General features: G+C 59.0%; 24 protein-coding genes. 12 read left to right on the top strand and 12 right to left on the bottom strand.

Features of this window, described 5'->3' with window-relative positions; all coding sequences use genetic code 11:
• Positions 1 to 193: 193 nt before the first annotated feature.
• The 12 genes from EYD00_RS01085 to motA all read right to left on the bottom strand — a co-directional run bounded on the left by EYD00_RS01085 (position 194) and on the right by motA (position 12,362).
• Positions 194 to 724 (bottom strand): lytic transglycosylase domain-containing protein, encoded by a 531-nt coding sequence (locus EYD00_RS01085; protein ID WP_374709461.1) that lies wholly within the window; start codon positions 722 to 724, stop codon positions 194 to 196.
• Entirely contained in the window at positions 708 to 2,066 is a 1,359-nt protein-coding gene (gene fliK / locus EYD00_RS01080; RefSeq protein WP_034496025.1) for a flagellar hook-length control protein FliK, read from the bottom strand. The genes EYD00_RS01085 and fliK overlap by 17 nt, the downstream gene beginning before the upstream one ends.
• Positions 2,063 to 3,334: a chemotaxis protein MotC gene (gene motC / locus EYD00_RS01075; protein WP_034496027.1), complete on the bottom strand. Its 1,272-nt coding sequence runs from the start codon at positions 3,332 to 3,334 to the stop codon at positions 2,063 to 2,065. Before motC ends, fliK begins: the two co-directional genes overlap by 4 nt.
• Complete coding sequence (locus tag EYD00_RS01070; RefSeq protein ID WP_034496029.1) at positions 3,331 to 4,635, bottom strand: MotB family protein; 1,305 nt, start codon at positions 4,633 to 4,635, stop codon at positions 3,331 to 3,333. Before EYD00_RS01070 ends, motC begins: the two co-directional genes overlap by 4 nt.
• Positions 4,632 to 5,282, bottom strand: a complete 651-nt coding sequence (locus EYD00_RS01065) for a hypothetical protein (RefSeq protein ID WP_034496032.1) — start codon at positions 5,280 to 5,282, stop codon at positions 4,632 to 4,634. Before EYD00_RS01065 ends, EYD00_RS01070 begins: the two co-directional genes overlap by 4 nt.
• A 302-nt stretch (positions 5,283 to 5,584) precedes the next feature.
• Positions 5,585 to 6,901, bottom strand: coding sequence for a flagellin N-terminal helical domain-containing protein (locus tag EYD00_RS01060; RefSeq protein ID WP_034496035.1), 1,317 nt, complete (start codon positions 6,899 to 6,901; stop codon positions 5,585 to 5,587).
• Between the two features lie 305 nt (positions 6,902 to 7,206).
• A complete protein-coding gene (locus EYD00_RS01050; RefSeq protein ID WP_004439999.1) occupies positions 7,207 to 7,644 on the bottom strand; it encodes a BspJ family T4SS effector nucleomodulin in 438 nt (145 codons plus the stop codon).
• Between the two features lie 5 nt (positions 7,645 to 7,649).
• On the bottom strand, positions 7,650 to 8,732 hold the full coding sequence (flhB, locus tag EYD00_RS01045; protein WP_004439997.1) for a flagellar biosynthesis protein FlhB: 1,083 nt from the start codon (positions 8,730 to 8,732) through the stop codon (positions 7,650 to 7,652).
• Positions 8,733 to 8,858: 126 nt separating this feature from the next.
• The gene (gene fliG, locus EYD00_RS01040) at positions 8,859 to 9,902 is read right to left on the bottom strand and encodes a flagellar motor switch protein FliG (RefSeq protein ID WP_004439994.1); all 1,044 of its coding nucleotides are present in this window, start codon (positions 9,900 to 9,902) and stop codon (positions 8,859 to 8,861) included.
• Between the two features lie 27 nt (positions 9,903 to 9,929).
• A complete protein-coding gene (fliN, locus tag EYD00_RS01035) occupies positions 9,930 to 10,469 on the bottom strand; it encodes a flagellar motor switch protein FliN (protein ID WP_004439989.1) in 540 nt (179 codons plus the stop codon).
• Between the two features lie 64 nt (positions 10,470 to 10,533).
• Positions 10,534 to 11,493: a FliM/FliN family flagellar motor switch protein gene (locus tag EYD00_RS01030; RefSeq protein ID WP_022555618.1), complete on the bottom strand. Its 960-nt coding sequence runs from the start codon at positions 11,491 to 11,493 to the stop codon at positions 10,534 to 10,536.
• Positions 11,490 to 12,362: a flagellar motor stator protein MotA gene (gene motA, locus EYD00_RS01025; protein ID WP_004439982.1), complete on the bottom strand. Its 873-nt coding sequence runs from the start codon at positions 12,360 to 12,362 to the stop codon at positions 11,490 to 11,492. Before motA ends, EYD00_RS01030 begins: the two co-directional genes overlap by 4 nt.
• 185 nt (positions 12,363 to 12,547) lie before the next feature.
• Between motA and EYD00_RS01020 the strand changes: the two genes are divergently transcribed.
• The 12 genes from EYD00_RS01020 (at position 12,548) to flgH (ending at position 21,048) form a co-directional block, all read left to right on the top strand.
• Entirely contained in the window at positions 12,548 to 13,327 is a 780-nt protein-coding gene (locus EYD00_RS01020; protein WP_034496037.1) for a DUF1217 domain-containing protein, read from the top strand.
• A gap of 1 nt (position 13,328) precedes the next feature.
• Positions 13,329 to 14,063 carry a flagellar basal-body rod protein FlgF gene (flgF, locus tag EYD00_RS01015; protein WP_004439975.1) on the top strand — a complete coding sequence of 245 codons (735 nt, stop codon included), beginning with the start codon at positions 13,329 to 13,331 and terminating at the stop codon, positions 14,061 to 14,063.
• A gap of 11 nt (positions 14,064 to 14,074) precedes the next feature.
• A complete protein-coding gene (fliI, locus tag EYD00_RS01010) occupies positions 14,075 to 15,481 on the top strand; it encodes a flagellar protein export ATPase FliI (RefSeq protein ID WP_006698198.1) in 1,407 nt (468 codons plus the stop codon).
• A 41-nt stretch (positions 15,482 to 15,522) separates the two neighbouring features.
• A complete protein-coding gene (locus EYD00_RS01005; RefSeq protein WP_373969202.1) occupies positions 15,523 to 16,047 on the top strand; it encodes a hypothetical protein in 525 nt (174 codons plus the stop codon).
• A gap of 170 nt (positions 16,048 to 16,217) precedes the next feature.
• Positions 16,218 to 16,610: a flagellar basal body rod protein FlgB gene (flgB, locus tag EYD00_RS01000; RefSeq protein WP_004439967.1), complete on the top strand. Its 393-nt coding sequence runs from the start codon at positions 16,218 to 16,220 to the stop codon at positions 16,608 to 16,610.
• Positions 16,611 to 16,613: 3 nt separating this feature from the next.
• Positions 16,614 to 17,033 (top strand): flagellar basal body rod protein FlgC, encoded by a 420-nt coding sequence (flgC, locus tag EYD00_RS00995; protein ID WP_004439964.1) that lies wholly within the window; start codon positions 16,614 to 16,616, stop codon positions 17,031 to 17,033.
• The gene (gene fliE, locus EYD00_RS00990; protein WP_006698199.1) at positions 17,030 to 17,365 is read left to right on the top strand and encodes a flagellar hook-basal body complex protein FliE; all 336 of its coding nucleotides are present in this window, start codon (positions 17,030 to 17,032) and stop codon (positions 17,363 to 17,365) included. The genes flgC and fliE overlap by 4 nt, the downstream gene beginning before the upstream one ends.
• An 18-nt stretch (positions 17,366 to 17,383) precedes the next feature.
• Positions 17,384 to 18,172, top strand: a complete 789-nt coding sequence (gene flgG / locus EYD00_RS00985; RefSeq protein WP_003503427.1) for a flagellar basal-body rod protein FlgG — start codon at positions 17,384 to 17,386, stop codon at positions 18,170 to 18,172.
• 20 nt (positions 18,173 to 18,192) lie between these two features.
• Positions 18,193 to 18,681, top strand: a complete 489-nt coding sequence (gene flgA, locus EYD00_RS00980) for a flagellar basal body P-ring formation chaperone FlgA (protein ID WP_004439958.1) — start codon at positions 18,193 to 18,195, stop codon at positions 18,679 to 18,681.
• A complete protein-coding gene (locus EYD00_RS00975; protein ID WP_022555612.1) occupies positions 18,678 to 19,799 on the top strand; it encodes a flagellar basal body P-ring protein FlgI in 1,122 nt (373 codons plus the stop codon). Before flgA ends, EYD00_RS00975 begins: the two co-directional genes overlap by 4 nt.
• A complete protein-coding gene (locus EYD00_RS00970) occupies positions 19,796 to 20,332 on the top strand; it encodes a MotE family protein (protein WP_004439951.1) in 537 nt (178 codons plus the stop codon). Before EYD00_RS00975 ends, EYD00_RS00970 begins: the two co-directional genes overlap by 4 nt.
• Positions 20,329 to 21,048, top strand: a complete 720-nt coding sequence (gene flgH, locus EYD00_RS00965) for a flagellar basal body L-ring protein FlgH (RefSeq protein ID WP_004439948.1) — start codon at positions 20,329 to 20,331, stop codon at positions 21,046 to 21,048. The genes EYD00_RS00970 and flgH overlap by 4 nt, the downstream gene beginning before the upstream one ends.
• Positions 21,049 to 21,051 lie beyond the last annotated feature (3 nt).

The raw sequence follows: 21,051 nt of genomic DNA, 5'->3' as shown, positions 1-21,051 counted from the left end.
GTTATTAATAATTGATTAACCATTTTGTGCCGATTTGATCTATATATAGTGGGTATTAACCATATATGGCACAAAATTTTTGTGTAAAGATTTCCGAAATCGCTAAAAAACGCTTGAAACGCCTTTTTTCGGGCTTTGTCTCGCCACATTTCCGATAACGAGTCCCAACCCCTGATAAAGCAATTTCAGGTTGTTATCCTTCGCAGAAATTTTTAGCGTTGGGCGTCCATTTCCCGTAGCCCGTCGCCACCAGATTGGCGATGACCCGGCAGACATATTTCTTCTGGGCCGGGTCATTATTGGGCCCTGCGTGATAGCGGGCAACCGCCATCGTCCAAGTCTCGTGTCTGTTGTGGAGGTTACGCAGGAACATGGCGGCATATTCGACATTGCGACGCGGATCGAACATTTCGCGCGCAGATGTGAAATTTTCGCCGTGGAAATAATGATTTATCTGCATGCATCCAAGGTCGATCAGCTTGGCGCCATTGCGTTTGGCAGCCTCAAAAGTCATCAAGGCCTCTTCGGTAGAGGCCGCAAATACCGGTTTTCCTTCGATATTCATGGCGTTGGGGTCGAGCCGCCCCTTGCGGCCAGTCTCCGTCAGGCCCACTGAATAGAGAATTCCCTCCGGCACGCCGTATTTGCGCGCCGCAGACTGGATCTCTCTTTCACACACGCCTGACGTTGCCGAGGCCGATGCGTTTTCAGAGATAGACGCCATTGTCAGCAGAAGTGCGGGCAGAGCCAAGAGCGCCGTCCATGCCTTCATTATGCACCCCCAAATTATCGCCATTGCCTTGCCGGCCGCCTCGTGCACCGGACTCGTCACGGTTGCGGCCCGCAGCCGCCTGCTGGCCCTGCTGCTGCGCCTGCTGATTTTGCTGATTGTTGGCTTGTGTGCCCGTTTGGTCACTCTTATCGGAAGATGCGATGCTGATCGTGATGTTATCGACCGTCAGACCCTGCGCCTTGAGGCCATCAAGGATGCTCTTGCTGTCCTCCTGGAGCTTTTTATAGGCCGCGACGCTCTCCACAGTCATGTGCACGGCGAGTTCGTCACCGGCAAGACGCAGTGACATCGTCACCGATCCAAGCTCGATCGGCGTCATATGCAGCTTCAGCGTATGCACGACCTTGCCGGTGCTGCTCTGGGCGGCTGCGTTGGACAGCGCCGAACCGGGCTGCATGGCGCTGACCCATTCCGGATCATTGGCGATCAGGCCGGTCAGAGCCGAGGCATTGGAGGAGGGCGCCAGACCGATGAAGCGCCGGGAATCGAGAACCGTTACGGTATCGGCCGCCTTGCCGCTGCTTTCCCGCGTGTCGAACTCCACGCGGCCTTCGCGCTGAACCGTGCTCATATCGAGAGCGCGGGCTGCACCCGAACGCGGAGACGCGAAGCGGAATGATGAGGCATCGCCTTCGTTTTCCGAAGCCGAACCCGCCGCATCATTGGCAGCTGCAACCCCAGTCGGCATGTCCTTGGCCGGATGTTCAGCCTTGCTGCGGACAGGTTCAGCCCTGTCGGACTTGACCGTGTCGGTCTTGCCGGCAATTGCCTGCGCAATTTCTTCCAGCGGCGTCTTGGCCGTGGCCATTGCCCCGGCGCTGGCCGTAACCAGCTGCAGTTCGGCGAGCTTCGGATCGAGAGTATCCGTTATCCCCTCGGCATCCTTATCCGCCTCATCTTTGAGCTTCTTGCCAGGCTTGCCGTCCCCCAATTGTGCCCGCGAGGATTTGACCGCGTTCTGGAACTCGGCAGCTGTGTCGTGAACTCGACCGTCCCCGGCATGCTCGTTGACGATGACATTCAGGAAGGCTGCAGGCCGTTTGACCGGAACGTCCATCTTTTCCCCCTCGCCGTCGGCCTGTCCGTGCTGTTGCCCGGCTGAACCAGAATCGTCTGACCGCGAATGCGGCGCCTGCGGCGGTCGCTCGTCACGAACAGTGGAAAGGGCATCGCCAAAGCTGCCGCCTCTCGCCTCGTCACGTGCGGCAGCACTGCCTGCGCGCGGATCGGACGGTGGCGCATTCGTTAGCGCATTGATGGTTGCGTCGATCATGGTGCCCCCTCGCCTTTCTTCAACAGGCTGTCGATTTCATCGAGCTTGCTGCGGCCGCTTGTCACGAGCTGCCGGACATTCTCACCGCCATCGTCGGCCTTGTGGGTTTCAACCCGCCATATGCTTTTTTCCCCGCCAGCCACCGCATCATTTTTGGCTGCGTTCTGTCTAGCGCCCTGCGCCGCCGCGTCGACATCAGCACCTGATAGCGAGGGAGGACGAACCACCTGTTCGGCGATCGCCCTTGCGGCATCTCTGAGGGCCCTGTCCCGGTCCGAAAGCTGCGTTTCGGGAATTTGTCCGATCGTCTCGATCGCGCTCACCACATCGGGTGTTCCAATGTTGGAAAGGCTTTCGTAGAGATTGGCCTGCGCTTCCGGTTGATCAGGCGCGGCGGACGACAGCGTCTTCGCTTTAAGCGCCGCCATGCGGGCCAGCGAATCCTTGCCGCTGATCGCCGCAAGACGCGAAAGACGCAGATAGGCTTCCTTCTGCCTTTCCGCATCCATCATCGCGAAGGTCTCCACTATCGCGTCTTCGCCGAGGGAATCAGAGCGTTTGACCACCAGCGAGACCAGAAGATCCGCAAACTGACTTGCATAGGGCGAATGCAGGAACCGCCGCGCGTAACGCTGTGCGTATTCGACGCCGCGTTTTGCATCGCCGTCTTCAACCGCAATGGCGAGCGAGCGGCGCAATGCCGCCTCCTCAACGATTGTCCCGGGCGCTTCAAGCCGGGCAATGTCGTAAAAGCCGAGCGCGGCCAGAGGATCGCGCGGGATCGTCACATTGCCACCGATCAGAGCGAGATAGGCGCCTATCCGGGTGCCGCGATATTCAGGCACCATTGCCGCGATGCTCTGCGCCACCAGCGTCCCTTTGCCCGACAGATACTTGCGCAGGATATCGGCGACGCGGCTGTCGAAATTGCCGTCCACATCGCGCGCGACCAGCAATTCAAGCGTGGCGGGATTGCCGCCGCTCATCGCATAAATCAGCGCCGCATCGACATTGCGTGGATCCTTGAAGATCGCCGAAGGCGCGCTTTTCAGCCGCTCATCTATGGTCTGGAGCAGGAACCGCTGCATTTCCGTTGCCGAATGGTCTCCCTTGGCAACCGAATCCTGCACGAATTGCAGGGAGCGCAGCATGGAATAGGGCATGAGATTGTCTTGCGACTGCGAAAACGCCTTGAATGGTCCGGCACCGAGACCACAAAGCGTCGCCGCAAGAAGAAGCCAGCGTTTCGAGGTTTTCGTCACACTCACCCCCGATCAGCCTCAAGCAGGATTTCGATACGGCGGTTGGCATCCGCCAGGGGATCTGCCGGGACCTGCAATCTGCGGTCCGCAAACCCAGAAACCTGCTTCACCCGCTCTTCCGACAGGCCGCCGCGCACCAGCATGTAATAGGCACTGTGCGCGCGGTCCATGGAGAGCCGCCAATTGTCGTTGGCCTCGCCCTTGAACTGCCGCCCATCCGTATGGCCGCGGATTACCACGCTGCCACCGCGCTCCTGAAGCAGTTTGCCGATCTTTTCCATGGCGAGAACCATTTCGCGCCGGGGAACGGCCGATCCGATATTGAACATCGGTGTTTCCGTCTGGTCGGAAATGGTCAGCAGCAATCCGCCTTCCGCAGGCGTCACGACCAGCCCTTCCGAGAGCCTGCCGGTTATGCCGGATATCTGTTTCTCGATTTCTTCGCGCAGCGTATCGGCCTTTTCCCATTCAGCATCGCTCGCTTTTTGCTGAACATCCTTCGCCTCTTGCTGCTGCTCGGGCCTGGGCCGTACAAGCGCTGCCTGCTCGGCGGCATCCGGCCGTTGCTGCGGTACAACCGCGGCGACGTCCATGGGCCTGCCGTCTTGCGCCTTGTCTTCCGGCGCCTGAGACGATTTAACCGCAACGGCCTGAGCGCTGTCGGCAGCATTCTCCTGCTTGTTTTCGGCGGCCTGCTGCTCAACCGGTTTTTGTTGCTGATCGGCGCGGGTGATTTTCACCTGTTGCGTCCAGAAATCAGGATCGAAGGGATCGCGATAGGCCTCGCCGCCGCTTGCGCCGGTTGCAGGGCCGGAATCGGCAGCACCGCCCTCGCCCTTGGCGCTGACATTGGCCTGCTGACCGACCTGCTGGGCGATTTCCGCCAGCACGGAATAGGGATTTTCGAAAAAGTCCGCTTCGGAGAAATTCGACTGTTCACCTGTCTGGGACGTCAGGTCTTCGCCCGTCGCCGCGGCGGATCCCTTGGTCACTTTCTCTGCCTGAATGTTGGACTGGTCCTTTTTCTGGACGCCCTCTTCCTTGTCCACGGGCTTTTCCAGCCCCTTGGACGAGGGTTTCTCATCGGACAGTTTTATCGGATTGAAATAGCTCGCGACCGAGGCCTTGGTTTCCTCATTGGCGGCATTGACCAGCCACATGACGAGGAAGAACGCCATCATCGCCGTCATGAAGTCGGCATAGGCGATCTTCCACGCACCACCATGCGCACCATCGTGGCCACCTTTATGGCGCTTGACGATGATGATCTCGTTTTTGCCGTGGTGATGGTTTTCGCCTTCACTCATTTCATCACCTTGCGAAGACTGGAGGCCCAGGCGGACATGCGCGTCACGAAGACGCTCTCACCCAGCTCGACTGAAAGATCGATATCGGCGGTCTCGGTAAACTTCATCGTCTCTTCTTCAAAGCCGGGCTGGGTCTTCAACCGCTCGAACAAATCCTTCGGACCTTTCACGACAAGCGTGACGGCGTCACCATCCGGCATGGAAGCGCGCACCACATCCGCCAGCGCCGAGACTGCTTTAAGCGACAGTTCTTCCGTCAAAACCGGAGCAAGGATTGCGGCGGTCTGTTCGCTGAGGGTGGCGGCAATCGCATCAATGCCCTCTCGCAGCCCGCGCGACAGAAAGACCGCGATTTCCTCGAGATAGGCGGATCGCAGCGCCTCCAGCTCAGCCGAATGGGCGGCCAGCAGCTCGTCGCGTTCCGCCTGCATCTTTTCGGTGATTTCGCGTGTCGCATCCTCATGGCCACGGGCGTAAGCGGCCTGCCTTTCACTCTCCACGTCGACGGATTCGAATTCATCGAAACCGGATGCAGCGTCGGCAAATGGCGAAACGCCATCGGTATCCGCCAGGGGATCGCCGAAGGCCAGTCCTGCCGGCTGAGCGTCACCGAAGTCCTTCAGATATCTTGCGATGGAGGTGGTCATGCACGCCCCCGGCAAAACAGGGGACGAGACATGTTTCGCTGCCTGCGATCTGGAACGTTCTGTCGCATTTCCGGGCGGAAAACCGGAGTCCGCTTTTCCTGGAAATGCTCTAAGCCGTTTGGCGGCACCACCGTCATCCTTGCTACCCTGCCCGTCTCTTCCATGATTGCCGGAGGACCGCGCCATGCGATCCGCCCCATATTGCCCCGACGTTAGGTGTTCAAACTTGTGCGAGGATGAAGGCGGAACTGTTCAGCACGTCTGCGCCACGTTTCCGCGCATGCCCATGCGAGGAAGCTCCATTACTTGAAGAGCTGGAGAATATTTTCCGCGTTGGCGTTGGCGATGGAGAGTGACTGGATACCGAGCTGCTGCTGTGTCTGGAGCGCCTTCAGCTTGGTCGATTCCTCGTTCATGTCAGCATCGACAAGACGACCGATGCCCTTATCGATCACGTCCATCAGGCTCGACACGAAGTTCTCCTGCATGTCGATACGGCTCTGCAGCGAGCCCAGGCTGGACGCCGCGCTGGTCATCGCTTCGAGCTGACCGTCGACAAAGGACATCATCGCATCCAGCGCGTCGGCTTCGGTATATTGCTCTCCCGTCATCGTTCCCATTTTCTGGGCGAGATCGGTGAGCTTGTTGATGTCGAGCGTGGAGACGGAGATTCCGAGTTTACGAGTGTCAGGGTCAATTGCCGCAGTGACATCGTAATACCAGTTGGTGCTCGGCGATGTCGTGGTCGCGACGGGGGTCGTGCTGTCGGTCGCCGGAGCGCCCGCCGCTGCCGGGTCGGTGGAGGTGAGCTTTACCCACACACCATCACCGATCTTCAAATAACCCTCCGTATTGGCGGCATTGGTATAGATGCCGGTCGCCTTGACGGAAAAACCTGCCAGTGCCGCCACTTCGCTATCTTTCAGCGTCGGAACGACATAATCCTTGTCGGTGACGGTGGGAGCGGCGGGTGCCGAGGGCGTATCGGTCGTGCGCATCGTCACGATCGTCTCGTTCTTGCGCAGGAATCGCGCTTCGGTGTCGAGAATGCCGAACTTGCCGCCGCTCAGATCGAAAAGCACCGTGCTCGAATCGAGTGAATAATCGACCGTCGTCACCCCGACTGCGCCTGCGGCGGTGCGGGTAAATGAAGCGACGATCTTCTTGATGACCGGCTCTTCCGCGGGCGGCGTCTTGCCGTCGCCGATCTTCGCCTGGAGCCAGTTTTCGCCGGAGAAAGACGCCGATTCGGAGATGCTCTTCAGCTGATCCTGAAGCTGCTTGATTTCTTCCTGGATCTTCGTGCGGTTGCTGCCCACACCATAAGCGGCAACCAGCTTCGCCTTCAGCGATTTGACCGTCTCAATAGCACTTTCCACGGCTTCGAAGGCGGTGTCGACCTTGGCGGCGCCGAGACCAAGTGCGTCCTGAACGGCCGAAAGCGCCGCATTGTCCGAGCGCATGGTCGTGGAGATAGACCAATAGGCCGCGTTATCCGCTGCCGTCTCGACGCGGTAACCGGAGGAGACGCGCGCCTGCGTGGTCTCGAGGTTCTTGTCGATCATGCGCAAGGTTTGCAGCGCGGCCATTGCCGCCGCATTGGTCATAATGCTGGTCATGGGTTCCACCCAATTCAAAATGTAAGAAATAATCCGGCGCTGCGCCGGAAACGAGCAGAGGCATCATGCGCATCGGCGGTGGTTGAAATGATCCACCGCGACCTGCCGTTCGTTAACAAATCGTTAATTCGATAGGTACCAAACAACAACGCTGATTTGCAAGGCGTTCCTCGCTTTCCCATAACGGTTTTGCGCGCGGTGGCAGGCTTCGGGCAAGGTCGGGTGAAAAAGCGATCAGGCAAAACCGTCGCGACCGCCGTTTCGGCAGTCGCAACCGGTCATCGGCTGGATATTCGGCGGATGGTTCAGGCCGCTTCGCCCTGGTGGGTCGAAACGAATCGGGCGGCCATCAGGCTATGGCGGAGGAACTCGGTGTTTTCGTCCGGATTTTCCGAAGGGTTCTGAAACGACACATGATTGATTTCGACCGCCGCATGTTCATTGGCCAAGATCAATTGTGCATAGACCGTGGCGCCGATCGGTTTGATTTCGAGATCGAGAACGATCTCCGGCGCGCCTTCCCATTCGAGTTTATATTCACCGCCGGCGCCGAAATTGATCGTACCGGGATGATAATAAAGCTCCGCAGCCGATGACACGAGATCGGCAATGCTGCCGTAGCACTCGAATCTGAGCAGCGAAATCAGGTCGGCCGGGTCTAGCAATCGTAGTTCTGTAGCGATCGGGTTGATCGCCTCTGCGACGATCATTTCCCGCTGTTCAGAATAGGCGGATTTTTTCATTGGTCTTATTGAACCCGTATTTTCGATGACTTCATGGCGTAAACCCGATGAACAAGCTCAGCCACAGCCTTGTAAAAGGCTGGTGGAATCACACTATCGATCGAGACTTGCGCAAACATGGAGCGCGCAAGCGGCGGGTCCTCAAAAACGGGGATATTATTTTCTTCCGCAATCTCGCGGATTTTCAATGCGATAAGGTCCTGGCCCTTGGCAACGACAACAGGCGCGTCGCTTTCTTCACGCACGTAACGCAACGCCACCGCAAAGTGTGTCGGGTTGGCAATGACGAGGGTCGCGCGAGGCACGTTGTTGATCATACGGCGGCGGGCACGGTCGCGGGCAATCGATCGCTGACGGGATTTGACAACCGGGTCGCCCTGCGACTGCTTGTACTCTTCCTTCACCTCATGCTTCGTCATTTTCAGCTGGGTGAACCAGTGATGGCGCGTCCATAAAACGTCCACGGCGGCGAGCAATGCGGTCGAAAGCAGGATTACGATCATCATCTTTTTGACGATCTCGACGACCCGGACAAAAATAACCTGCGGATCGGAAAACATCAGATCGATGAGGCTGTAGAACTCGCCGCGCAGAGCGAAGAACATGATGGTCGAGACGATCATGATCTTGAAAACGGACTTTCCGAATTCCACGAAACCCTGCTTGCTATAGATGCGCGTGAAACCCTTGGCGGGCGATACGCGGGACCATTGCGGGCGCACCCGTTCCAGCACCGGCGACGGCAGGTTCTGGAAAAACGAAGAGGCGAGGCCGAAGACGATGAACATGATCATGGCCGGCATGAGCAGATAGGCCATGGACGTGCCGAGGAAGTACAAAAGCGACAGGGCGTCTGGCCTGGTGCTCAGGTCCCATTGTTCGGGCTGGCCGAACAGGTCCTTCAGCGTCTCGCCGATGCGGCTGGCACCGTCGGGCAGAAAGAAAACGAGATAACAGTAAAAGGCCAGTGACGACGCGAAGATCGGCACTTCACGGGAAAAGGGCAGATTGCCCTTTTCCGCCGCATCACGGAGTTTTTTCTCCGTTGGGGCTTCTGTTTTACTGTCCTTGTCCTGATCGTCTGCCAAGGCACGTTCCCGGGATAAAAAAAGGCCCGCCGATCCCGGCAGGCCGTCGTCCCGAAACTAGCGCCGGGGGCTGGCCACCGCAATGGCCGCCTGCAGCAGATGGGCCGGTTATCAACCGGCTTCCACTCAGGCCGCAGCCGATTGTTCTTCCGCGGCAGCGTCCTTCAGCTGGATCTGGCCGGAATTGGCCAGCCGGATCGCCTCCTGCGCAACGGCACGGCGGGCAATCGCCACTTCGCGGGTGTTGATCGAGGCCTGCGGCACCGCAAGGTCCGATTCGATCATGCGGCGCTGGCGCGGGCTGATGCTGGAAAGCACACATTCCTTGATTTCCATCGTGGCGCCGCGCAGCGCCATCGTCAGAACATCGGCAGACACATCGTTCAGCAGCATGACGCGGCTGCGCTGCGGCATGAACATGAGGTCGTCGAAGAGGAAGATCTTCGGCTTGACCTTGTTTGCGGCTTCCTTGCTGAGCGTCTCGAGCGAGCTGAGCAACGTATCGACCTGCGGCTTGTCCAGTTCGTTCATCAGGTCGGCAACCTTCGTGGAACCGCCGGCATTGCGCTCGGCTTCGATTTCGTTGATGAGGTTGACCACACGCTTCTCGATGATCTGGGCAGCCGTCGGGCTCACCTCCTTCATGTTCACCGTGCGGTTCATGATATCGGCGCGCTGCTCTTCCGGAATGGTCAAAAGAACCTTGGCACCGAAGGACGAGGGCAGCATGGAGAGAATATAGGCGATGGTCTGCGGATGTTCGCGCAGCAGGAACTTGCCGACGAATTCCGGCTCTGCTTCCTGCAGGCGGTCCCAGATCGATGCTTCATAGGCCTGAAACGCTGCGCGGCGGCCGAGAAGGCTGTCCACTTCTTCAGGGGTCAGGCCTTCTTCGAGAATGCTCTCGATTGCCTTGGCATTGTCCATCAGACCCGTTCCTTCGGTGAACAGGTCCTCGAACTCGGCCACGATCTGCGCAAGTTCATCGGGAGGAATGACGCGAAGGGTCTGGGCCGAGGAAATGATCATCTGCAATTCGTGCTGCGTGAAAAACTTCAGCAGCTTGCCGGCGACGCCCTTGCCCATGGCAAGAAGCACCGCGGCCGCCTTGTCGGCCTGAGACAACGGCTTGCCCGCAATTGGGTTACCGAAATCTTCAAAGTCCATCATGGTCTTTCCTCTCCGTCCCCACAGGGATCAGGCTTTCTTCGTACTCAGTACTTCAATCAATTTTACGCCGAAGCGCGTATCGTCGTCTTCCAGAACCGTTATTTCACCGCGCGCAATACGGCGGCCATTCACCATGATCTCGACCGGCTCGCCGATCTTGCGGTCGAGTGCGATCGTCGCGCCCTCCTCCAGGCTCATCAGCCCCGAGACGAGCATTCGGCTGGTGCCGAGAACGATCTGGACATCGATCGGGATATCCATGATCAGGTCGATGTTTTCGGACAGGCCGCTGCCCAGCGGTGCCTTTACGCCCACAACCTGCGGGGCGGCGGCAAAATCGTCCATCGCAAAATCGGCCGCTCCGCCACCGAAGGCGGAAAGGTCGGTATCCGTAGAAACCTCGTCCGTATTTCCGAAATCGCCGAAGTCGCCAAAATCGGAGAGCGAGCCTTCCGCATCCGTCTTGAGGACGCCACGCAGATCGCCGATAGCCTGGTCGAGGTCGCCGCCGTCTTCAAACGACGGCAACGCCGCATCATCGGTCACAGGTGTTTTCTTCGTAGCCATGCGCTGATTATTCCCTTTGAAACTTGCGTCAGCCTGCCCAAACCCAAAAAGGTCGGGCAGGATTTTAACCCATCAAATGTCGTAAGATCTCGTCGTCCGTGCTGACATTGTTCTTGACCCGAACCATGTAGCGGTCGCCTGACTTGCCGAATTCGCAATTATAGAGCTTGGAACCGTTAGCACTGACCTCAACGCCGATATCGTCCTGGTTGAGGGCCTGAAACGGAATGACATCGCCGGCCACCAGCTTCGAAATCGTACGGAGTGTCAGCGTTTCGAGCTTGATGCGGGCCTCAAGCGTGACCTGCGATCTCTTCACCTGTTCCGAGATCATCTCCATCCACTCTTCCTGCTTCTTCAGCGCCTGCGCTGAAGCCTTGGGAGCGACGATGGATGTCTTGAGCAACGGACGCTGCGGTATGATCAGCGAGAATTCCGACGACACTTTGCCAATGTCGATTTTCATGCGGATGTTAACGCCGTAGAGGCCCGCAATCATCTCGTCGAAGGCACTTTTGCCATTGGAATTGAACGGCGGCTCGATAGCCGCTTCAAAACCGCCCGGCGCATTGACTCCGGAACGGAGCACGCCGCCGATACGTCCAAGGACCATGGCAGCCAGATCGAGCTCGATATGGGAAAGACTGCGCTCATCGGGTTCGCCGATGCTGTCCGGTGCTGCACCGAGCATGCGCTCCATGAGCGCGATGACGAAGCCATTGCCGACCGTCATCATGAAGTTCGGGCACCAGTTGCGCAGGGAACAATCGGCCACCGCGACATTCTGCCCGACATTGGCGATCAGGTCGGTCATGAGCCCCGATTCGGAGCCGATATATTCGACGTCTATCGCAATGCCGGTCTCGCTGTGAAAAATATCCGGCAGGAATTCGCTGTAGAGGTGGCCGATATCGGAACCGATCTTCGCGATCGTCCTGCGGTCGGAGAGCCCGCCGGTGAGTTTCGCGAGCAAGGCGGTGTCGATGGCGGGAGCTTTTTGCGCTGCAGCTTTTGCCATGGTCATGCCGCCTTGTTCTCGCCGCCGGGATTCATCATCTCCTGCTCGACGGCGTCGATGGACGGCCGCTCGTAGTTGGAGATGGTCTTGCGGCCATATTCAAGCGCGACCTGCGGCACCGAACCGTTCATGTAGGCGATCAGCGTCTGCTTGACGATGATGTAGAGGCGATGCTGCTTGGTGCGGACGATCTTGACCTGCGAGGCGAGCGGATTGCAGATCGAATAGGACAGGATGATACCGAGCATGGTGCCGACCAGCGCGGCGCCGATGAGGCCGCCCAGCACTTCAGGCGATTCATTGATCTTGCCCATCGCCTTGATGACGCCGAGAACCGCTGCGACGATACCGATGGCAGGGAAGGAATCGCCCATGGTAGTGATCGCGTGGTAAGGCTTCAGCTTGTCGTGGAGGATGGTCTCGATTTCTTCATCCATCAGCGCCTCGATTTCGTGGCTGCGGGCATTGCCGATGATGATGAGGCGGACATAGTCACAAATGAACGAGGTCAGTTCCTTGTTCTTCAGAACCGATGGCGCGCTCTGGAAGATCGAGGATTCCTCGGGATTGTCGATATGGGCCTCGATCTCGTTGCGCGATTTCGTGCGCAGGTCTCGCATCAGCGAATAAAGCACGCCGAGCACGTCGAGATAGTTGCGCTCCTTCGGAACCGAGTGCTTGAAGGCCTCGCCGAGCGCCTTGCCCGAATCCTTCACGACCTTCATCGGGTTCGCCATGATGAAGCCGCCGAGACCGGCGCCGCCGATGATCATCAATTCGAACGGCTGAATCAGCACGTCCAGATGACCGCCCATCGCCATGTAGCCGCCGATGATGCAGCCGAAGGTGATTATAAGTCCAATTACAATATTCATTGATCGACCACGCCCGAACAGTGTTCCATGCCGCCATGTCTAAAAAATGTGGCTTGCGTGAACCTGTCCGCAAAGCCTCTCCGCGCTTCAGCCTCCAGCCAGTTTCGCACAAGCAAGCCGCGGCACTATGCCGGCAAAGGCGGACGTGCGCCTTGAGATCGGGATCAAACGAGAGCGGCGGTTCAGTGACTTCCACCTACACCAGCTACAGACTGATCACTCAGGATATCGGCAAGTCGCTTGAGCGGGTGTCGAAGCAGCCGGACGTGGCGCGTGAGACCGAATATTACCGCGCAAAGATCGGCGACGTGAAATCCATAGACGATTTCATGGCGGATACCCGCCTTTACAATTACGCGCTCAAGGCGCACGGGCTCGAGGACATGGCCTATGCGAAAGCCTTCATCCGCAAGGTCCTGACAGAAGGCGCGACCGACAAGAATGCCTTCGCCAACAAGCTTTCTGACAGCCGTTATGCGGATTTCGCGAAATCGCTGAATTTCGCGGATCTGGGTGCGGCGGCGACTTCGGTCGATGCAGCCCAGTCGGGCGTCATTACCAAATACACCCGGCAGACGCTGGAACAGGAAGCGGGCGACGACAATAACGGTGTTCGTCTCGCCCTTTATTTCGAGCGCAAGGCGCCGACGATCAAATCCGGCCTCGACTTTCTGGCCGACGATGCGCTCGCGCAGGTGTTTCGCACGGCCTACAACCTGCCCGACGAATTCGCCGGGGCAGATGTCGAGAAACAGGCCGCCCTCATCGAAAAAACGATAGATGTCAAGGACCTGCAGGATCCTGAAAAGGTCGGCAAGCTGCTCGAGCGTTTCACCATCATGTGGGAAATGCAAAACCCCTCGACGACCTACGATCCCCTCGCCGTCTTCGGCTCCTCCAGCGGCTACGGTATCTCCGCCGACCTGCTGATATCCATCAACTCCCTGAAACTCGGAGGCAAATGATATGCAATCCGGACTATACGTCGCCCTGTCCTCGCAGATCGCGCTGGAGCGCCGTCTCACCACCATTTCCGACAATATGGCGAATGTGAACACCGTCGGCTTCCGCGGTTCCGAAGTGAAATTCGACGAAATGGTCGCCAAGAACCATAATGACATGAATGCCAAGATCGCCTTCGTGTCCCAGGGCAACGACTATCTCTCCACGCGCCAGGGCGCTTTCGAGCAGACCGGCAATTCCTTCGATTTCGCCATCAAGGGCGATGCCTGGTTCTCGCTGGATACGCCCGACGGTCAGATTCTGACCCGTGACGGCCGCTTCACCATGCGGCCTGACGGCGCGCTCATTTCCTCCAGCGGTTACCCGGTTCTCGACGCCGGCGGCGGCCCGATCCAGCTCAATCCGAATGGCGGCCCGATTACCGTGGGTCTTGACGGAGCCATCAGGCAGAACGAAAACATCGTCGCCACGCTTGGCATCTTCCAGGCGGATTTTTCGCAAGGTTTCCTGCGCCACCCCAATAGCGGCGTGAAGCCCGTGGCTCAGCCGGTCCCCGTCGTCAACAATCACGAGGTCGGCGTCGTTCAGGGTTATCTCGAACAGTCGAACGTCAACGGGATTTCCCAGATGACGCAGCTCATCCAGGTCAACCGTGCCTTCGAAAGCATCTCCTCTCTTATGCGCGATACCGAATCGACCTTCGGTGAGGGCATCAAGACGCTTGGTGGCGCGCGCTGAGGAACTGACCAATGACAATGCCGGTATCCATGCTTTCGGCTGAAGCCATTTCACCGAAGCTCGCCCAACTGGCCGGCCTTGCCGGACATTATGCCGATCCGGAATTTTCGGTGGCGCCGGGCGGCCACGTTCGCACCATCGCAGCCGGGCACTATACCGTGTCCGGCCTGTCCCGGCATGTGCGGCTCGGCGAGTTTGTTGCCCATCGCAGCCCGACCGGCATCCATCTCGGCGAAGTGGTGCGCGTTGAGCCGGATATCTGCTACGTGTGCCCTATCGAGCCGGGCGAACCGATCGGCATTCACGATACCGTCATCCGCAAGGGCGCCTTCCGTGTCGCGCCTGATGATAGCTGGTGCGGACGCACCATCAATGCGCTTGGTGAACCTATCGACGGCCAGGGACCGCTTGCCGCGGGCATTGAACGCCGTTCGATTTCCAACAATGCGCCACCCTCAATGACCCGCAAGAGGGTGGAGACCCCGTTCAAGACCGGGGTGCGGGCAATCGATATTTTTTCGCCGCTGTGTCTCGGCCAGCGCCTTGGCATTTTCGCCGGCTCGGGCGTCGGCAAATCCACGCTGCTGTCCATGCTTGCAAAGGCTGACGCCTTCGACAAGGTGGTGATTGCACTGGTCGGCGAGCGCGGACGTGAAGTGCGCGAATTCATCGAAGACACGATGGGCGAGAACATGAGCAAGTCCATCGCCGTTGTCGCGACGAGCGATGAAAGCCCGATGCTGCGCAAGATGGCGCCACTTTCCGCCGTCACCATTGCAGAGCATTTCCGGGATCAGGGCGACAATGTCCTCCTCATCATTGACAGCGTGACGCGATTTGCCCATGCGATCCGCGAAGTGGCCGTTGCTTCGGGTGAACCGCCGGTGGCACGCGGTTACCCCGCCTCCGTCTTCACCGAGCTGCCGCGTCTTCTCGAGCGGGCGGGACCGGGCGCCGAAGGCACCGGCACCATCACCGCCATCGTTTCCATTCTGGTGGATGGAGACAATCATAACGATCCGATCGCCGATTCGACCCGCGGTATTCTCGATGGTCACATTGTGCTCGACCGCAGCCTTGCAGAAGAAGGCCGCTACCCGCCGATCAATCCGCTCGCCTCGATCTCGCGTCTCGCCAAGAAAGCATGGACGCCGGATCAGGAAAAGCTGGTGTCACGCCTCAAGGCGCTGGTGCATCGCTTCGAGGAAACGCGGGATCTTCGCCTCATCGGCGGTTACCGGCCGGGCACCGACCCAGACCTCGACATGGCGGTGAAGCAGGTTCCGATCATCTATGAAACGCTGAAACAGCTGCCGAACGAACCGGCGGCACAGGATGCCTATGCTGACCTTGCGACCGCATTGCGCGGCGGCGCGCAGAACGGCCAGCCGCAGGTAACCCCGAGAATGAGAGGCTGACCGTGAAGAAAAAGCGGAATAACGATAGCTACGATGAAGGCGTGCTGCCCAAGCCCGTTTTCTTCACACCCGACCGTATTCTGGCATGGACAGGCATCACGCTTGCCGCTGCAGCGGCCTTCTTCCCCTGGTACGTGTTCTTCAACGAGGAAAAATTCGGCATGAAGGTGGCTGGCGGCGACCGCACCCGCGATCTGCCCCATACCGGCCCGCGGGAAGTCTTCAGTGTTTCTCCGATGGCGATGACCAATCGCAACAAGGAAGACACCCCACCGCCGGCCGAACTGCCCGACATGCTGACGACGGCGACCGTGAACGCAGGCGGCAAGGAAAAACAGAACAATCTCGCAGCCGGGGTCGAGGACCAGCCCTTTCCCGGCCAGACCGCCTTCCGTCTGCTGCATGTCTCCAACGGCCGCGCCCTGATCGAAGACGGTTCGGGCATGTATATGGTGAGGGTCGGCTCAACCCTGCCTGATAATGCGCTGCTGACGAAGATCGAGCAACGCAACGGCGAGTGGTTGATAGAGACATCCTCTGGAAAAACCTATCACCCCGAAAAATAAAAGAATTTTCTTCCGATCAAAAGGCGCGCGGCATCTGCTGGCGCGCCTTTTTTCTTTGTGCAGGCCGCGCATCCATGCGCCTTTTCCCGTCGTCGCACCCCTTCGTCTTCTCCGCAAGTCTGACGCAAGATTAGCCCCGTAGGTTCGGGGCATACGAGATGGAGAAGTCTATGCAACCGATTCAACTGTTCGAACTGGCATCCCGCCAAGCGGAATGGCTGAGCGTGCGGCAGGAAGTCGTGGCGACCAACATCGCCAACGCCAACACACCCAAGTTCCACGCCAAGGATGTCAGCCCATTCGAAGCGGTCATGCAGGCCACCAGCCAGCAGGTCGGCATGGCGAGGACCAACCCTGCCCACTTCGGCGAGAGCACACTCAGCGACAATATCGCGGTGCGCGACAACCCGGTCAACAACGAGATCGGCATGCAGGAATCGGGCAATTCGGTCGCGCTTGCGGAAGAAATGACCAAGACCGGCGAGATCAAGCGGCAGTACGAGCTGAATGCCAATCTCGTCAAATCCTTCCATCGCATGATGCTGATGACGGTTAAGAGGTAAGCCATGGATCCCTTGAGTGCGGCGAGCAAGATCGCCGGCAGCGGCCTGGAAGTGCAGTCCACCCGACTGCGCATCGTGTCTGAAAACATCGCCAATGCCAGATCGACGGGTGACACACCAGGCGCGGACCCCTATCGCCGCAAGACAGTCACCTTCGGTTCGGAACTCGACCGTGTCAGCGGCGTCGAGCGCGTGACGGTGAAAAAGCTCGGCGTCGATCGCGGCGACTTCATCAACGAATACGACCCCGGCAATCCGGCAGCCGACGCAAACGGCATGGTAAAGATGCCGAACGTCAACATCCTGATCGAAATGGCAGACATGCGCGAAGCAAACCGCAGCTACGACGCCAATCTTCAGGTCATCCGCCAGACACGCGACCTCGTCGCCTCCACCATCGACCTTCTGAAGGCATCGCAATGATCGACGGCATCAAACAACTCGGCTCTCTCTCGCTGACGCGCGGCGCCGGCAGTGTTTCCTCGCTCACCGACAATATTTTCGGCAGCGAGCAGACGACACCAGCGCAGCAGACCGGTCAGAGCTTCGCAAGCGTTCTCGGCAATGTTTCCGTTGACGCGATGAACAACCTCAAGAAAGCCGAAGTCGCTTCTTTTGAAGGCATTCAGGGCAAGGCGAATACGCGTGAAGTCGTCGATGCCATGCTTTCAGCCGAGCAGTCGCTGCAAACCGCCATCGCGCTCCGAGACAAGATCGTGTCGGCCTATCTCGACATTACCAAGATGCAGATCTAGCCCAGCAGGAATATTGACATGAGAGCTCTTGCCATCGCTGCCACCGGTATGGACGCCCAGCAGACCAATCTGGAAGTCATCGCCAACAACATCGCCAACATCAACACCACCGGTTACAAGCGCGCGCGGGCGGAGTTCACCGATCTTCTCTATCAGACTGAGCGCATGCAGGGTGTGCCAAACCGCGCCAACCAGGCGATCGTGCCCGAGGGCGCCAATATTGGCCTCGGCGTGCAGACCTCGGCCGTGCGCAACATCCACACCCAGGGCAATCTGATCGAGACCGGCAACAAGCTCGACGTCGCGATCATCGGTCAGGGTTGGTTCCAGATCGAGGCGGCCGATGGTTCGACGCTCTACAGCCGCGCCGGCGCCTTTAACAAGAACGCCGATGGTAATCTCGTGACGGTGGATGGCTATAACGTCATTCCGAATATCAATATCCCGACCGACGCGCAGGACATCACCGTTACCCGCACGGGTCAGGTGACGGCCCGTATCGGCAACGCCGCCGACTTCACCGAGCTTGGCCAGCTGACCATCGCCAACTTCGCCAACGAAGCTGGCCTGAAGCCGCTCGGCGACAACCTCTTCGCCCAGACACCGGCTTCCGGCGACGCCGTCATCGGCGTGCCCGACGATCCGAGCTACGGCTACATCAAGCAATCCTACCTCGAAGGCTCTAACGTCGACGCCGTCAAGGAAATCACCGACCTCATCACGGCGCAGCGCGCCTATGAGATGAATTCCAAGGTCATCACCACCGCTGACGAAATGGCTTCGATTGTCAGCAAGAACCTGAAGTAAGAACGGAAAGGCAGGCGAACATGAGGTTTGGCCGGAAAAATAACAGCTGCAAAAGGGCGCTCGCCCGTATGTGCCTGGCGTCTGCCTTTTCAATCGGCGCTTTCGCGCCTGCCTTCTCCCAGGCGCCAATGGCGCTGGTTCCCGTGCGTACCATCTATCCGGGCGAGACGATCACGTCCGAACAGGTGAAGCCGGTGGAGGTGACCAATCCCAATATTTCCGCGGGTTACGCGAGCGACATCAGCGAAGTGGAAGGCATGATCTCCAAGCAGACCCTGCTTCCCGGCCGCACGATCCCCGTTGCCGCCCTGCGCGAACCCTCGCTCGTCACGCGCGGCACCAGCGTCAAGCTCGTCTTCACCATCGGCAATATGACGCTGATGGCTTCGGGAACACCGATGACTGATGGCTCGCTCGGCGAAGTCGTAAGGGTACGCAACATCGATTCCGGCGTCATCGTCAACGGCACGGTCATGAAGGACGGAACCATTCAGGTGATGGCGAAATGAGAGTGCTTCGTATCCTGGCCGCGGCCATCCTGTTTTCGGCCCAGCCCTTCCTTTCCGTTCCGGCAGCCCATGCGGATACGTCCCGCATCAAGGATATCGCATCGCTGCAGGCAGGACGTGACAACCAGCTCATCGGTTACGGTCTCGTGGTCGGCCTGCAGGGCACGGGCGACAGCCTGCGTTCTTCGCCGTTTACCGAGCAATCCATGCGCGCGATGTTGCAGAATCTCGGCATCACCACGCAGGGCGGCCAATCGAATGCCAAGAACATCGCCGCCGTAATGGTGACGGCCAATCTGCCACCCTTTGCGAGCCCCGGCAGCCGCGTCGACGTGACGGTGAGCTCGCTCGGCGATGCCTCTTCGCTGCGCGGCGGCAACCTCATCATGACGTCGCTGTCCGGCGCCGACGGGCAGATTTACGCGGTCGCGCAGGGGGCACTGATCGTCAACGGCTTTTCGGCGCAGGGCGATGCGGCAACGCTGACCCAGGGTGTCACCACGTCGGCGCGCGTGCCAAACGGCGCGATCATCGAACGGGAGCTGCCGTCGAAGTTCAAGGATTCGGTCAATCTGGTCCTTCAGCTGCGCAACCCCGACTTTTCGACGGCCGTGCGCGTCGCAGACGTCGTCAACGCCTTTGCCCGCGCCCGCTATGGCGATCCGATCGCCGAACCGCGCGATTCGCAGGAAATCGCGGTGCAAAAGCCTCGCGTCGCGGATCTCACCCGGCTGATGGCGGAAATCGAAAACCTGACCGTCGAGACGGATACCCCGGCCAAGGTCGTCATCAACGAACGCACCGGCACGATCGTCATCGGTGCGGATGTGCGGATTTCGCGCGTCGCCGTCAGCTACGGCACGCTGACCGTCCAAGTGACCGAATCACCGCAGGTCATTCAGCCGGCACCCTTCTCGCGTGGCCAAACGGCGGTGCAGCCGCAGACGGATATCATGGCCATGCAGGAAGGCAGCAAGGTCGCCATCGTCGAAGGGCCTGACCTTCGCACGCTGGTTGCCGGTCTCAACAGCATCGGGCTCAAGGCGGATGGTATCATCGCCATCCTGCAAGGCATCAAATCCGCCGGCGCCCTTCAGGCGGAGCTTGTGCTGCAATGATGGAACGTCAGACCAAAAATCCGCTTTCGAATGGCCTCGTCCGCTTCGCGGCGGTCGCGTCGCTGCTGTTCCTGCTGCCGGCCGCCGGCGCGGAGAGCCAGCAGAACGTGGTTTCAGAACTCAGCACGCAGGATGAAATCCAGAAATTCTGCACCAACATTGCCGATGCGGCCCGGGATCAGCGTTACCTGATGCAGAAGCAGGAGCTCGAGAAGCTCCAGTCCGACGTGAACGAGCGCATTTCCGTGCTGGAAAACCGCAAGGCTGAATATGAAGACTGGCTGGCGCGCCGCGAACATTTCCTCAACCAGGCCAAAAGCAACCTCGTCGACATCTACAAGACGATGAAGGCGGATGCCGCCGCACCGCAGCTTGAGAAGATGCATGTGGAGATTGCTGCCGCCATCATCATGCAGCTGCCGCCGCGTCAATCCGGCCTCATCCTCAGCGAGATGGACGCGCAGAAAGCTGCCACCGTCGCCGGCATCATGTCGCAGGCAATCGACAAAAACACTTCGAAGGATCCTTCATGAGCACGCGTCGTCTTCCGGCCCTCCTCCTGCCGCTCGCTCTCCTGGCAGGCTGCCAGAACAACCAGACCCTGAAGGAAATCGGTAACGCACCGGCGATGAGCCCGATCGGTAGCGGTCTGCAATTCAGCCAGACACCGCAGATGGGCATGTATCCCAAGCAGCCGAAACACATGGCAAGCGGCTATTCACTGTGGAGCGACAGCCAGGGCGCACTTTTCAAAGACCTGCGCGCGCTGAACATCGGCGACATCCTGACCGTCAACATCCAGATCAACGACAAGGCCGATTTCGACAACGAAACCGAGCGTAACCGCACCAATTCCAGCGGCTTGAACTGGAAGGCAAAAGCCCAGATCCTTGGCTGGACGCCGGACGCGGATTCCAACATCAAATACGGCTCCGACACCGATACCCAGGCCAAGGGCAAGACAAAGCGGTCTGAAAAGCTGACGCTGCTCGTGGCCGCCGTCGTGACGGGTATTCTCGAAAACGGCAACCTCATCATCAGCGGCTCGCAGGAAGTGCGCGTGAACCATGAAATCCGCATCCTCAACGTCGGCGGCATCGTGCGGCCGCAGGATGTGGATGCTCAGAACATGATCTCCTACGAGCGGATTGCCGAAGCGCGCATCTCCTACGGCGGTCGCGGCCGTCTGACGGAAGTGCAGCAGCCTCCGGTCGGGCAGCAGGTCGTCGACCTGTTCTCGCCGCTCTGACGC

The sequence above is a fragment of the Agrobacterium sp. 33MFTa1.1 genome (assembly GCF_004328495.1).
Taxonomy (GTDB): Bacteria; Pseudomonadota; Alphaproteobacteria; order Rhizobiales; family Rhizobiaceae; genus Agrobacterium; species Agrobacterium pusense.
This window is presented reverse-complemented; position numbering and strand designations above follow the sequence as displayed.